Origin of the sequence: Pseudoduganella lutea (assembly GCF_004209755.1) — a bacterium.
Lineage (GTDB): Bacteria > Pseudomonadota > Gammaproteobacteria > Burkholderiales > Burkholderiaceae_D > Rugamonas > Rugamonas lutea.
In genome coordinates, this window is record NZ_CP035913.1 from 7,453,701 (window position 1) to 7,467,462 (window position 13,762).

13 protein-coding genes are annotated in these 13,762 nt (G+C 64.3%); 7 read left to right on the forward strand and 6 right to left on the reverse strand.

Going from position 1 to position 13,762, the window contains the following annotated elements; all coding sequences use genetic code 11:
- Nucleotides 1-120 precede the first annotated feature (120 nt).
- Entirely contained in the window at nucleotides 121-2,040 is a 1,920-nt protein-coding gene (locus tag EWM63_RS31385; protein ID WP_130190031.1) for a CocE/NonD family hydrolase, read from the reverse strand.
- 154 nt (nucleotides 2,041-2,194) lie between these two features.
- Here EWM63_RS31385 and EWM63_RS31390 point away from each other — a divergent pair, with 154 nt between their 5' ends.
- From EWM63_RS31390 to EWM63_RS33030, 3 genes are all read left to right on the forward strand, one after another.
- Nucleotides 2,195-2,692, forward strand: a complete 498-nt coding sequence (locus EWM63_RS31390; protein ID WP_130190032.1) for a YXWGXW repeat-containing protein — start codon at nucleotides 2,195-2,197, stop codon at nucleotides 2,690-2,692.
- 214 nt (nucleotides 2,693-2,906) lie between these two features.
- The gene (gene trpS, locus EWM63_RS31395) at nucleotides 2,907-3,980 is read left to right on the forward strand and encodes a tryptophan--tRNA ligase (protein WP_130190033.1); all 1,074 of its coding nucleotides are present in this window, start codon (nucleotides 2,907-2,909) and stop codon (nucleotides 3,978-3,980) included.
- 35 nt (nucleotides 3,981-4,015) lie between these two features.
- A complete protein-coding gene (locus tag EWM63_RS33030; protein WP_307720873.1) occupies nucleotides 4,016-4,213 on the forward strand; it encodes a DUF1294 domain-containing protein in 198 nt (65 codons plus the stop codon).
- Between the two features lie 173 nt (nucleotides 4,214-4,386).
- Here the strand turns inward: EWM63_RS33030 and EWM63_RS31405 are convergent, their stop codons facing one another.
- A complete protein-coding gene (locus EWM63_RS31405; RefSeq protein ID WP_130190034.1) occupies nucleotides 4,387-5,739 on the reverse strand; it encodes an erythromycin esterase family protein in 1,353 nt (450 codons plus the stop codon).
- Nucleotides 5,740-5,842: 103 nt separating this feature from the next.
- Here EWM63_RS31405 and EWM63_RS31410 point away from each other — a divergent pair, with 103 nt between their 5' ends.
- Nucleotides 5,843-6,796, forward strand: a complete 954-nt coding sequence (locus tag EWM63_RS31410; protein ID WP_130190035.1) for a DMT family transporter — start codon at nucleotides 5,843-5,845, stop codon at nucleotides 6,794-6,796.
- Nucleotides 6,797-6,883: 87 nt separating this feature from the next.
- Here EWM63_RS31410 and EWM63_RS31415 read toward each other — a convergent pair whose 3' ends face one another.
- Nucleotides 6,884-7,492 (reverse strand): LON peptidase substrate-binding domain-containing protein, encoded by a 609-nt coding sequence (locus tag EWM63_RS31415; protein WP_130190036.1) that lies wholly within the window; start codon nucleotides 7,490-7,492, stop codon nucleotides 6,884-6,886.
- A 136-nt stretch (nucleotides 7,493-7,628) separates the two neighbouring features.
- On the opposite strand from EWM63_RS31415, the gene EWM63_RS31420 reads away from it, so the two are divergent.
- On the forward strand, nucleotides 7,629-8,009 hold the full coding sequence (locus EWM63_RS31420; protein ID WP_130190037.1) for a VOC family protein: 381 nt from the start codon (nucleotides 7,629-7,631) through the stop codon (nucleotides 8,007-8,009).
- A gap of 497 nt (nucleotides 8,010-8,506) precedes the next feature.
- Here the strand turns inward: EWM63_RS31420 and EWM63_RS31425 are convergent, their stop codons facing one another.
- Nucleotides 8,507-8,803 carry an H-NS histone family protein gene (locus tag EWM63_RS31425; protein WP_130190038.1) on the reverse strand — a complete coding sequence of 99 codons (297 nt, stop codon included), beginning with the start codon at nucleotides 8,801-8,803 and terminating at the stop codon, nucleotides 8,507-8,509.
- Between the two features lie 158 nt (nucleotides 8,804-8,961).
- Here EWM63_RS31425 and EWM63_RS31430 point away from each other — a divergent pair, with 158 nt between their 5' ends.
- A complete protein-coding gene (locus tag EWM63_RS31430; protein WP_130190039.1) occupies nucleotides 8,962-9,432 on the forward strand; it encodes a cupin domain-containing protein in 471 nt (156 codons plus the stop codon).
- Nucleotides 9,433-9,463: 31 nt separating this feature from the next.
- On the opposite strand, the gene EWM63_RS31435 is transcribed toward EWM63_RS31430, so the two are convergent.
- Nucleotides 9,464-11,683 carry a TonB-dependent receptor plug domain-containing protein gene (locus EWM63_RS31435; RefSeq protein ID WP_229487623.1) on the reverse strand — a complete coding sequence of 740 codons (2,220 nt, stop codon included), beginning with the start codon at nucleotides 11,681-11,683 and terminating at the stop codon, nucleotides 9,464-9,466.
- A 175-nt stretch (nucleotides 11,684-11,858) separates the two neighbouring features.
- Here EWM63_RS31435 and asd point away from each other — a divergent pair, with 175 nt between their 5' ends.
- The gene (gene asd, locus EWM63_RS31440) at nucleotides 11,859-12,707 is read left to right on the forward strand and encodes an archaetidylserine decarboxylase (RefSeq protein ID WP_207221206.1); all 849 of its coding nucleotides are present in this window, start codon (nucleotides 11,859-11,861) and stop codon (nucleotides 12,705-12,707) included.
- Between the two features lie 100 nt (nucleotides 12,708-12,807).
- On the opposite strand, the gene EWM63_RS31445 is transcribed toward asd, so the two are convergent.
- The gene (locus tag EWM63_RS31445; RefSeq protein ID WP_130190040.1) at nucleotides 12,808-13,701 is read right to left on the reverse strand and encodes a LysR family transcriptional regulator; all 894 of its coding nucleotides are present in this window, start codon (nucleotides 13,699-13,701) and stop codon (nucleotides 12,808-12,810) included.
- Between the last annotated feature and the right edge of the window lie 61 nt (nucleotides 13,702-13,762).

The following is a 13,762-nucleotide window of genomic DNA, read 5'->3' on the forward strand; positions in this document are numbered from 1 at the left end:
CGTGTCCACCTTGGGGTCAACCCCGTTTGTGGGCACGAGCTGGGCCGTACCAAAGCCGAGCTCGTGTCCGATTTTGGGGTTGACCCCAGGGTGGACACGGGCTGGGCCGTGGTGGCGGAGTCAGGGTGCGGGTGGCACCACGGGCAGCTCGATCGCGCTTTGCAGGGCCGGCGTGTGGTACACGCGGTGGGTGGCCTTCACGTAGTCGGCGGGCTGCGCGTGGAAGATGTTGGGCACGTAGCGCTGCGGGTTGCGGTCGTACAGCGGGAACCAGCTGGACTGGATCTGCACCATCAGCCGGTGGCCGGGCAGGATCACGTGGTTGATGTTCGGCAGCGCGAAGCGGTAGCGTTCGGGCTTGCCAGCCGTGATGGCGGATGGGGTTTCCAGGCTGTTCCGGTAGCGGCCGCGGAAGATGTCCATCGAGAGCGGCAGCTGGTAGCCGCCCAGCTCCGGCTGTGACGGCACTTCGTCCGGGTAGACGTCGATCACTTTGACCACCCAGTCGGCATCGGTGCCGGAGGTGGATGCGAACAGGTTCACGATGGGCGCGCCGGCCAGCGCCAGTGGGGCACGCAACGGTTCGGACACATAGGTCAATACATCCGGCCGGTCGGTCACGAAGCGCTGGTCGCTGACCAGCCAGGGGCGCCACACGTCCGGGTCGCCCATGCGCACTGGCCGTGGCACGAACGGCACCGGCTTGGCGGGATCGGACACGTATTCGTCGTAGTCGGCGCCGCCGGCCGGCGCCTTGAACGCCAGCTTGAACTTGTCATCGAGGTACACGGCCTGCGCGGGCGCCGGGCAGCCGGTGGCGCAGGCAAGCGGCCAGCGCTGCAGCCGCTGCCAGCGGTTCGTGCCGGTCTGGTAGGACAGCACGGGCGGCGTATCGGCCTTGGGCGCGCCCTCCTTCAGGTGCTCGTCGAGGAAGGGCTGCATCACGTCGCGCCGGAATTCGAGCGCCGTGTCGCCGGTGAATTTCAGCGCGCCCAGCGACGAACCTTCGTAATTGACGCCGCTGTGCCGCCATGGCCCCACCACGAGGTAGTTCAGGTTGTTGTCGCGGTCCTGCGGTTCGAGCGCTTCATACACGGCGAAGGCGCCGTAGCTGTCTTCCTGGTCCCACTGGCCGGTGACCGTCATGGTCGGCACCTTCAGCTTGCGCGCGCCGAGCAGGCGGTCCAGCGCCTGGTGCTGCCAGTAACTGTCGTAGGCTGGATGCTCGAACAGCTTTTTCGTGTACGTCAGCTTGTCGAGGCCGAACTGGCGTGCATACCCGGCGGCCGAACCGGCGCGCAGGGTGCCGTCGTAATCGTCGTAGACGCCGGTGGCCAGCGCTTCGCCACGGCCGCGCACCGTGGTCTGGGCATTCACGAACGCCAGCGACGGCATGCGGAACGCGCCGTTGTGGAACCAGTCGTCGCCGCGCCAGCCATCGACCATGGGGCTCATGGGTACCGCGGCCTTCAGTGCCGGGTGCGGGTCGGCCAGCGCCATCAGCACGGTAAACCCTTCATATGAGGAGCCGAGCATGCCGACCTTGCCGTTCGATTCGGGCACGTTCTTCACGAGCCAGTCGATGGTGTCCCACGCGTCGGTGGCGTGGTCGGTCTTCGTGGCGTTCAGGGGGCCGCGCAGCGGGCGTGTCATCACATAGTCGCCTTCGGAAGCGTACTTGCCGCGCACATCCTGGAACACGCGGATGTAGCCTGCCTGGACGAACGTCTCGTCACCCTGCGGCAGCGTGGCCAGCATGGCGGGGCTCCTGTTGCGCTGGGCGCGGCCGGCCGCATTGTACGGCGTGCGTGTCAGCAGCATCGGCGCGCGCCGTGCACTTTTCGGTACGACGATCACCGTGTACAGCTTGACGCCGTCGCGCATGGGGATCATCACCACGCGCTTCACGTAGTCAGCCGATTCCGTGGGCGCCTCGAACCTGCCGCCGATATCGGGCGCCATCGGCGGCGTCTGCGCGGTTGCGCCGGCAGCCGTGCTGGACGCGATCAGGGACAAGGCAATGGCAAGGCGCAACGACATCGGTTCCTCCAGGGCTGGGTAATCGCCGATGGTAACGCGCGGTTTCCTCAATGGCAACGAAACAATTGCTTACAGAGAAGTTGGGTGCCGGCACACTGCCGTAACAACTGCAAGCCAATAATGAAGCCATACCGTTCACCACAAGGAGTACATCATGAAAAAACTGCTGATCGCCGCGATGTTCGCTGCTTCGCTGGGTGGCATTGCCGCACCGGCCCTGGCCGCCACGGAAATCATCGTCGTGCGCAAGGCGCCGCCGCCACCGCGCCATGAAGTGGCACCCGCGGCCCGTCACGGCTATGTGTGGACGCCCGGTTACTGGAACTGGACCGGCCATCGCCATGTGTGGGTGAAGGGCAAGTACGTGAAGGCGCGCGCCGGCTACCACTGGGCGGCGCCGAGCTGGCAGGAACGCGATGGCCGCTGGCAGTTCGCGCGCGGCTCGTGGCAGCGCGGCGACCGGGACGGCGATGGCGTGCCGAACCGTTACGACCGGGACCGCGATAATGACGGGGTGCCGAACCGCCACGACCGCGATCGTGACAATGATGGCGTGCGCAATGGCCATGACCGCGACCGGCGCATGGACAACGACCGTGATGGTGTGCCGAACCGCCATGACGACCGGCCCGACAACCCGCGCCGCCATTGAGGGTAGCGCCGGCCTGTCTTGACAGGCCGGCATGAACCTGCAACCATAGCGGGATGACTTTTCATCCATCGCATCCGCTTTCGTTCTCCTGGTGGCGCCGCTCCATGCCGTGCGGCCCCAGTTTGAAGTGATGTGATTTCAATATGACGCCGCCTCTGCCAAGGTGGCGTTTTTCATGGCGCATCCGGGCAGGGGCCAACCCCGAAGGAATGCAATGAGCCAGCCTGACAATTCCACCGACGTATCCAGCACCGTCTCCAGCACGGTTTCCGCCGTCCCGGCATCCGGCAAGCCTGCCGTCATCCTGACGGGCGACCGCCCGACCGGCCCGCTGCACCTGGGCCACTATGTGGGCAGCCTGCGCAGCCGCGTGGGCTACCAGCACGACTACAAACAGTTCATCATGCTGGCCGACTCGCAGGCGCTGACGGACAATATGGACGACATCGACAAGGTGCGCCGTAACGTCGTGGAAGTGGCGCTCGATTACCTGGCAGTGGGCATCGATCCGGCCAAGTCGACGATCCTGATCCAGTCGCAGATCCCGGAGCTGGCCGAGCTGACGTTCTATTACCTGAACATGGTCACCGTGGCCCGCCTGGAGCGCAACCCGACCGTCAAGGCCGAAATCGTGCTGCGCGGCTTCGAGCGCGACATCCCGGCCGGCTTCCTCACCTACCCCGCCTCGCAGGCAGCCGATATCTCGGCATTCAAGGCTTCGATCGTGCCGGTGGGCGACGACCAGATCCCGATGATCGAGCAGACCAACGAGATCGTGCGCCGCTTCAACCGGATCGCCAACCGCGACATCCTCGTCGAGTGCAAGGCGCTGGTGCCGGAAATCGGCCGCCTGCCGGGCATCGACGGCAAGGCCAAGATGAGCAAGTCGCTGGGCAACACGATCAACCTGGGCGCCTCGGCCGACGAGATCACGGCTGCCGTGAAGAAGGTGTACACCGATCCGCTGCACCTGCGCGTGCAGGACCCCGGCCACCTGGAAGGCAACGTGGCCTTCATCTACCTCGATGCGTTCGATCCGGACAAGGCCGCGCTGGAAGAAATGAAGGCGCACTATGTGCGCGGCGGGCTGGGCGATTCGATCGTCAAGAAGCGCCTGGAAGCCGTGCTGCAGGAGCTGCTGGGCCCGATCCGTGCACGCCGCGAGGAATTCGCCAAGGACAAAGGCCAGGTCATGCAGATGCTGAAGGAAGGCACCGCCCGCGCCCGTGAAGTGGCGGCGAAGACGGCCGACGAAGTGAAGGCCGCGCTGGGCCTGAATTACTTCTGAGTTTCGCTTTCTTCATTGCGCTGGCTGGCTGGTACCTGTGTGCCAGCCTTGCCACCTTTCTTGCCTACTTCCTCGACAAGCGCGCCGCCCGCGCCGGCCGGCGCCGCACGCCAGAACGCACCTTGCTGCTGTTCGGGCTGGCCGGCGGCTGGCCGGGGGCTTTCTCGCGCAGCGGCTCGTGCGGCACAAGTCCTCGAAAGCTTCGTTCCAGCGGAAGTTCCAGATCACCGTAGCGCTGAATACCACGGCGCTCGCCCTCCTGTTGCTGCTCGCACAAACTGGGGACGTACCCCTGTTTTAGGGAAATTATTGCTTCCAAACAGGGCGGTTCGTCGATGCGGTACGTCGCCGCTTTGTTTGACGAATGATTGCCTTGAAACAGGGGTACGTCCCCTGTTTTTCCAGACTACAAGCCGCTTGGGTAGGTTTCCGGCACCTCGTCCTGCTTCCATAGCGCCGACCGTTCCAGCGGCCGCAGCGCGGTGCTGCGGTCGACGTGCACCAGCGCGTCGAACTGCTTCGCCGCGTCGGCATGGAAGTAGTGGCTGTAGCGTTCCGAATCGGGGCGGTAGATGACGCCGATGGCGCGCTCCAGGTAGCGCGACGGCAGCCGCGCCAGCATGCTGTCATGTCCGCGGATCGGCAGCAGGAACTGCGCCATGCCGGTGGCGATCGATGTTTCGTGCATCAGCCGCTCCACGCTGTCCGGCCGCGACGGCACCACGTGTTTCAGTTCTGCCGGTCCGTCCCATTCGGTGGCCGCGGTCACCGTGCCGGTATGGGTGGTGAAGCCGAGCAGGAAAACGTCATCCGGCCGGTAGCGCTCGCGCACCAGCTGGCCCAGATTCAGCTGGCCGCCCTCGCCCATTTCGGTGGCGCGGGCATCGCCCAGGTGCGAATTGTGGGCCCACACGACGATCTTGCCCGGCCGGCCCGTGCGCTGGCTCAGGTGCTCGCGCAGCGCTTCCAGCGTTTCCGCCATGTGCGAGTCACGCACGTTCCAGGATTCGTCGCGGCTCTGGAACATCGAGCGGTAATAGGTTTCGGCGTTGCGGGCCACGCGCGCGTTCTGCTGCGCATAGAACAGTTCATCGGGCACCTGCCCGCCCGGCTGCTTCACGTACAGGTTGGCCTGGCGCGTCAGCTCCATCAATTGGCGCACCACCTCCTGCTCGCAGTGCGGCTTCATGCCGAACGAGGTGGCGTAGCCGTAGCGCTGCGGGTCCTCCGCCATGTGGTCGATGCAGCCATAGCGCTGGCGGGCCCGTTCGGCCGCTTCCGGATCTTCCCGGTCCAGGTACTCGATCACGGCATGCATCGATTGCTGCAGGCTGTACAGGTCGAGCCCGTAGAAGCCCACGCGCCGCGGGCTGCTGGCCACGTGCGCATTGTGCAGGCGCAGCCAGTTCACCAGGTCGACGATTTCGTGGTTCCGCCACATCCATTGCGGGAAGCGCTTGTAGCCGCACAGCGCGCCTTCGGCCGTCATGTCGTCGCCGCCATGCTGCACGTAGCGCGACACGCGCAGCGCATCCGGCCAGTCCGCCTCGACGGCGATCGCGTCGAAGCCCTTTTCCACGATCAGCCGCTTGCTGATCTCGGCGCGCAGGCGGTAGAACTCGCGCGTGCCGTGCGTGGCCTCGCCGAGCAGCACGATCGATGCATCGCCGATCGATTCAAGGAGGTAGTCGAAATCCTCGGGGGCGGCGAACGGCCGCGCCTCGCCCTTCAGCGCATTGATGATGTCTTTATCGGTCATGGTGGTCTCCTGCTGATTCTGACTGGTCATGTTCAGGGCACCATAGCGCACTCTGTGCGACACTGGCGCCCCTTAATTACGAGAAATTTCGGGGAACGACGGGATGTGGACTGGTGTACTGTGCGCCCTGCTCGCGGGCGCGATGTGGGGCATGGTGTTCATCGTTCCCGCGCTGCTGGCTGCCTTCTCGCCGCTGGAACTGGCACTCGGCCGCTACACGGCCTATGGCGCGATGGCGTTCGTGCTGCTGTTGCCCAAGCTGTCGCGCCTTGCGCACCGGCTCGACCGCGCCGACTGCGCGGCCCTGCTGCGGCACGCGCTGGCCGGGAACATCGTGTACTACATGCTGCTGGCGGCGGGTGTGAAGCTGGCCGGCGTGGCGCCCACGTCGCTGATCATCGGCGTGCTGCCGATCACGGTCACGCTGATGGGGCGGCACGACCACGGCGCCGTGCCGCTGGCGCGCCTGGCGCTGCCCCTGCTCGTGGTTGCCGCCGGCATCGCCTGTATCAATGTCGACGTGTTCACCCATGCGCATGCCTCGGGGCAGCCGGCGTGGCGGACGGCAGCGGGCCTCGCGTGCGCGGCCGGCGCCCTGCTCTGCTGGACCTGGTATGCCGTCGACAACGCGCGCTACCTGAAGGCCAATGCGCATTTCAGCAGCGCCGAATGGTCGGCGCTGTATGGCCTGGCGACCGGCATCATCGCGCTCCTTATCGCCTTGATTGCGTTCGTGCCGCGGTTCGGGGACGTGACAGGCGTGACCGGCGCCGTCGATGCCCGCGACTGGGGATTGTTCTGGACGTGTAACGCGCTGCTTGCCCTGGGCGCTTCGGTGATCGGCAATCAGTTATGGAACGTGGCCAGCCGACGGGTGCCGGTCACGCTGTCGGGCCAGCTGATCCTGTTTGAAACGCTGTTCGCGCTGCTGTACGGCTTCGTCTACCGGCACGCCTGGCCACGGCCGCTGGAGGCGGCGGCGATCGCGTTGCTGGTGGCAGGCGTGATGTGGTCGGTGCGGGTGCACGCGGCAGAGGAACGGATCACGCCAGCGTAGGCAGCGTTGCATGCGACGAGACCACGGGAGCAAACTGGGAGCAAACTCTGGGAGGAAACGCCGGCGGGAAACTGCTGGAAGAGACGTTCAGGTCAGGTAGCCGCTGTCGGCCAGCGCATCCTGCACCAGTTCGAGCCGCAGCAGCGGATTGTCTTGCGCAAGCAACAGCTGCTTTTGCGCCAGGTCGAGGTCGAGCAGTTCGCACCAGCGGTTCGCGACCCAGCCACTTTCGTCGAGCCGGTACGGTGAGCCCATCGGCATCTGCGCGGCCGTCACCCCGCGCTGCTGCAGCGAGCGGATCAGTGAACCGAGCGCATCGGCCACTTCCTGCTGCTCCGCGGGCACCGGCACCGTCATATCATCCGGCAAGTGCTCGATATTTCCCACCCACAGCCCATGCTTCAACTGATCGGCCGCCGTTACGCGGAAGCGCTGCGTACCAAGGCAGGTAATGTGCATCAGCCCGGGCAATGGCGCCGTCCAGTCGACGATGCGGGCCAGCGTGCCGATCGGGGCGATCGCCTCCGGTTGCCCGGGCTTGCGCACTTCCTCGCCCTGGGCCAAAGCCACCACGCCGAATTCCTCCGACTCGGCGATGCACCGCTTGATCATGTCGAGGTAACGCACCTCGAACACTTGCAAGGAGAGCCGGCCATCGGGAAACAGGACCGTATTGAGCGGGAACAATGGAATCATGCGGCATCTTGGCACACATCGGGCCGGCACGGCGCCCACCTGGCATCCACCCGTCAACGGAATATTATGGAAGTCAACAGCGCGCTATCTGGCACGAAAGCGCGCTACGCTGCCCGGGTCAACCAAGGAGGGCATCATGCTGGCCAATACCGAAGTGATGGCAACGATCGCCGTGCGCGATATCGCAGCGGCACGCGAGTTTTACGGCAATGTGCTGGGGCTACAGGAAAACCCAGGCGGCGGCGAAGAGGAAGTCGTGTCTTATCTGAGCGGCAGCGCCTTACTGATGGTCTACCGGTCGGAATTTGCCGGTACCAATCAGGCGACTTCTGCGACCTGGACAGTAGGTGACGAAGTCGAGGAGATCGTCAAGGCACTGAAAACAAAAGGCGTGGCATTCGAACATTACGAGATGCCGGGGTTGCAACTGGTGGGAGACATCCATGTGGGCGACCAGATGAAGGTGGCCTGGTTCAAAGACCCGGATGGGAATGTCCTGAGTATCGCTGGAAATTGAACCAGCCTGGAAACGTGGTCCCGGCAAGCATTGACGCAAATCCGACACAGTTCGCCCGCAAACCCTACGCAAACCTGGGCTGATTCCAGGCTAAGCGGAGTACAAGCCCGGCGTGAAAACAACACCAGGCCAGCGGAAGAGTTCGTCACTTGCAATGCCGCGCATGCCTTAATGGAACGCACTGCCACGGAGCGATGTCGACAAACGATGTCGCCTTATTGCACTGTCATTGCTCTGTCATTGCACTTGCCTGCACACCGGCATTGACAGGAAACCATCCGATTTGCCTGCCTGATTCGCCCCGCGACTGCGCTGACTATTATCGCTGTCACTGGAACGAACAAGCGCTTCACCACGCTCCAACAGCGGCGCAGGGTTGCAACAATAGTCCAGCCAGCTTGTGCTTTTAAAGCGCCGAAGCAGCCACGGCCATATGTATCGCCGGGACTGCTTTAATACGTGAACCGCCCCGGGGTGCCGGAGCGGTATCAGCGCTATTATTGCTTGATCAGGAAATCTTCCTTCTTGCGGCCATCCAGCCATTTCGGAGCACGGCCACGGCCGGTCCACGTCTGGCCGGTTGCTTCGTCACGATATTTCATCGGGACCGGTGCGCGCGCCTTCACCGGCTTGGCCGATTTCACGGCCGGGCCCAGGTCGGCCAGCGTCAGGTTGTGTTCACGCATGATCGTAGCGATGCGTTCCTTGGCTTCCGTGATCTCGTTGCGACGGGCCAATTCAGCCTGCTTCTGCAATTCAGCGATTTTCGCCTGGTATTCCTGGTAAGTCGTCATCTCTAATCCTTTGTAGGTGAAAAAGTACGCGTGACAATCTGTGAGAATTCAATGTCCCGCCAATTTACCATAAGACGCCGGACACGTTCCACATTTATTCACAATAAATGTCGTGTAAGCTTACGGGAGAATAAATTTGCTCACTTAAACTCGTCATCATGAATACCATCCCTCTCGCGATCAATGCGCCGGATGCCGCACCGCGCACGAAGCCATCACTGCTGCCCGCGCCGTTCTCGGAAATGATGGCGGGCCGCGTCAAGCAGCCACTCGGCGATATATTCGGACTCGGGAATTTCGGTATCAATCGCTGCACGCTGGCACCGGGCAGTATCTCCGGCCTGCTGCACCAGCACGGCAGGCAGGACGAATTTGTTTATCTTCTGGCAGGCGTCGCGGTACTCGTTACCGATGAAGGGGAAATGGTGCTGACACCCGGCATGTGCGCCGGGTTCAAGGCGGGCGGTCGCGCGCACCGGCTGGAAAACCGCTCGGCGGAACCGGTGGTATTCCTGGAGATCGGCGACCGCGCCGCGGGCGATACCGTTGCCTATCCGCGCGACGACCTCGCCGCCGTATTTGAAAACGGCGCCTGGCGATTCACCCGCAAGGATGGCTCGCCGTATTGAAGCGACGCCGGTTCAAAAAGCCGGCGCCGGATCAAAAGCGCATTTCCAGTGTCGCCCGCCCCTGCGCATAGCCCGGATAGATGCTGGTGCGGCGCAGCGTGCCATTGCCGTCGAGATAGGCGGCGTCGCCCACCGAGTCCTGGCCGAGCACATTCGAGACCGCCACGCGCAGCTGGTATTGCGGATTGAACTTCCATAAGGCATAGACGTCGAGGTCGCGCCGCACGCTCTGGTAGCCGGTCTGGTTGACGTCGATGCGCACCGGGCCGCCATCGCGGAAGGCAAAGCTGGCGCCCGTGGTCAGCTTGCCGTCGGGCGAGCGGTAATCGGCGCCGAAGGTGGCCGACAAGGGGGTCTGCTGATCCAGGCGGTTGTCCGGCCCCGGCACCACGTCCACCCGCGACCAGTTGCGCGCCACGCTGGCACGCAGGTCGACGCCAGGCGCGTCGTCGATCACGGCCGCCAGCGGAAACTTCGCTTCCAGCTCGATGCTGCGGGTGACGGCATTGCCGTCGTTGACGGGCGTGGCGACCCAGCGGCCATCCTCGAGGAACAGGCCCTGGCGCGTATAGCCGCTGATGCGCCGCATCGACGCCGCCGCCGACAGCAGCGCGTTCTCGCCCCAGTAGTGCTCGTACGACGCGTCGATGCCGGACGCCAGCTCCGGCTGCAATGCCGGGTTGCCGCGGCGATCCGGTTCCGTCTGGCTGTTATTGGTCGAGGTGAAGCGGCGCGGCACCAGGTTGTTCGGGCTCGGCGCCTTGTAGGTGCGGGTCAGCGCCAGGCGCACCTGGTCGCGGCTGTCCGGCAGCTTGTACAGCGTTTGCGCCAGCGGGCTCCACACGCTGTTGGTCTGGCTGACCGGGTCGAAGCTGTCGCCCTCGCTGGTGGTCTCGATGCCTTCCCAGCGCAGGCCGGCATAGACGGACCAGCGCGGGGTGAGGTTCCACTCATCCTGCGCGTACAGCGCCAGTCGCGTGACTTTCGCTTCATAGCCTTCGTCCGAATCGACGGCGACAAACCCCGGCAGGTCGGCCTCGTCCTCGAGGCGGGAATCGTCGCGCAGTGTCACACCGGCATCCCAGCCCATCGACAGCGCATGATCTTCCAGCCAGGGCACCGAATACTTGCCCTGCGTGGACAAGCCCTTTTCCGTCGTTTCGCTGAGCACGGTCGCATCGCGCCCCAGCACGGCAGCGCGGTAGTCGAATTCGTGCCATGTGCCTTCCGAGCGCATGCCGCTGATGCCCGCCTTGGCATCGAGCTTGCCGCCCTCGCCCAGCCGCTTCACCCAGTTCACGTCGGTGCGGGCGAACAGGCTGCGATTCGTGTTGAACATGTCGCGCACGTCGAAGCGCGGGCGGGCACCCAGTTCGGTATCGACTTCCTGGTAGCCGTGGTAGCGGTTGCGGTTGAAGTTGACGAACGTCTGCGATGTCAGCGTATCGCCGCCACCCAGGTTCCAGTTGATGCGCGGGGCCAGATTCATGCCTTCCCAGCGGCCGCCGTCCTGCTGGCGCGTATGGCGCACCATCCGCAGTTCCCCTGCTGGATCGACGAGCGTTTCCTCCACCGGCGACACGCGGTCATAGGTACCGCGCCAGAAATTGCCGCTGAGCGAGTAGGACAGTGCGCCAGCCTTGTCGGAGATCTGCAGGCTGCCGCTCGGGCTGTTCTGGTCCGCGCTTTTCGCCGCGCTCAGCTTGAATTCGCGCTGCGCCGTCTTGACGGCCCGTTTCAGCACGATGTTGATCGTGCCGGCAATCGACTGGGTCGAGAACTCGGCACTGGCGGCGCGCACGATCTCGATGCGCTCGATGACGTCCGGCGACAACGTGTCGATCGAAAACCCGGCCGGCGCCCGCTCGCCATTGAGCAGGATCTGCGTGTACCCGCTGCCCAGGCCGCGCATGCGGATATCGTTGCCGCCCCGGCCGGTACCACCGACTGTCACGCCGGGAATGCGCTTGAAGACGTCGGTGATCGCCGTGTCGCCATAGCGCTTGATCTCCTCGTCGGACACCACGACCTTGCTGGCGGTATCGTCGCGACGCGGATCGTAGGCTGCCGCCGATCCCTTGATTTCCACGGTCTGCATGGATTCGACGGGCTTTGCCGTTTCGCCCTGCGCGCGCTGTTCCGTAGGGTCGGGCATGGTCTGGACGGTGTCGGCGAATGCAGGTAACGCGGCGAGAATGGCCGCTGCCAATGCGGCAAGCTTGAAGGGGCAGGAGAAATCGGATGCAGGCATGGGAAAACGTTTTATAAAGAGATCGAAAGTGGCGATAAATGGATTGGTAGCGCTATTTTGCCCAAGATTCCACGCCATGGCTTACCTGGGAAGAAATATTTCCATTCGTTCCCGCGCCATGCGCCTTACATGCGCGGCTATAATGCGCCCTTGAACTTTTGGGGAATTCCATACCGTGTCCGACCGCCTCGCCGTCCTGCCGCAATACCTGCTCCCGAAGGGGGCATTGACCAATTTCGCCGGCCGGGTGGCGGGTGCGAAAGGCGGTGCGATGACGACGCGCCTGATCCGGTGGTTCGTCGGCAAATACGACGTCAATATGGACGAGGCGGAAAATTCCGATATCGCCAGCTACCACAGTTTCAATGAATTCTTTACCCGCGCCTTGAAAGCCGGTGTACGCCCGATTGCCGACGCGCCGTTCGTCTGCCCCGTCGATGGCCGCATCAGCCAGTTCGGTGCGATCGAGGACGACCAGATCTTCCAGGCCAAGGGCCACAGCTTCACGACGACGGCCCTGGTGGGCGGCGACCGCGCGCTGGCGGACCTGTTCCAGCATGGCAGTTTCGCCAACCTGTACTTGTCGCCGCGCGACTACCACCGCATCCACATGCCCTGCGACGGCAAGCTGACGCGGATGATCTATGTGCCCGGCAGCCTGTTCTCCGTGAACCCCACGACCGCGCGCGGCATTCCCGGCCTGTTTGCCCGCAATGAACGCGTGGTGTGCGTGTTCGACACGGCGCACGGCCCGTTCGTGATGACGCTGGTGGGGGCGACGATCGTCGGCAGCATGGCCACCGTGTGGCACGGTGTCGTCAACCCGCCGCGGCAGGCCGAGATCCGTGAATGGTCCTACCTGGACCAGGACATCACGCTGAAGAAAGGCGAGGAGCTGGGCCGCTTCCTGCTGGGCTCCACTGTCGTCATGCTGTTCCCGAAAGACACGCTCGCGTTCAACCCTGGCTGGCAGCCCGCCGGCGCCGTGCGGCTCGGCGAGCCGATGGCCACGCTCCCCCGCTGACGAAACGTTGCTCCAAAAATGGGGACGTACCCTGGTTTTGAGGAAATTTCCTTAAAACCAGGGTCCGTCCCTGGTTTTGCCTTAAAACCAGGGTCTGTCCCTATTTTTGGTAGTGCGCTTCAAGCATGTCGAGGAAGGCGCGTGTCTTGGCTGGCATCAACCGGCGGCCGGGGAAGACGGCGTAGCCGGTAACGGCCGGGAAAGCCCATTCGGGCAGCACCTTCACGAGCGCGCCGGCAGCCACCAACGGTGCGGCGTACCGGTCCGTGCAGCTGGCGATGCCGGCGCCCGCGGCCGCGAGCCGCGCCAGCAGTTCGGGCGAATTCCCCGTCATCCGCACCGGCACCTCGCGCTCCCACCTGGTTTTACCGCGCAACAGCGTCCATTGCGCCAGGCCCGAGGCTGCGCGCGACAATCCGAGCAGGTCGTGCCGGAACAGTTCGTCGGGGTGGGAAGGCAGGCCGCGCAGTACCGTGTACGACGGCGACGCATACAGCGACCACGTGCTGAGCACCACGGGCCGGGCGGCCAGCGTGGCGTCGTCCGGCAGCGTGCCCATCCGCACGGCCAGGTCGAAGCCTTCGGCCACCAGGTCGACGCGCCGCGGCGACAGGTCGAACTGCAGCGAAATGCCCGGATACCGCGCCATGAATGCCGGTAGCAAGGTGCCCATCACCTCGTTGGCGAAATCGGCCGGCATCGATACCTTCAGCAAGCCATTCGGCGCGCCCTGCCGGTGCTGCGCGAGTGCGCCGGCCGCTTCCGTTTCCTCGGCCACCTTGCGCGCGTGATCGAGCAGGCTGGTGCCGAATTCCGTCAGCACGAGGCGGCGTGTCGTTCGCTGCAACAGCCGCTCGCCCAGCCGGGCTTCGAGCAGCGACAGCCGACGTGACACGGTGGATTTCGGCAACCCCGTGCGCAGGGCCGCCTGGCTGAAGCTGCCCGTTTCCACGATGCGCGCAAACAGCAGCAGATCACCTGGATCAAGTTCCATGACGCCTCTTTGTTATTGTTCCACTGGTGGATTAATGTAATCCATTTTACCGGCTTTATCG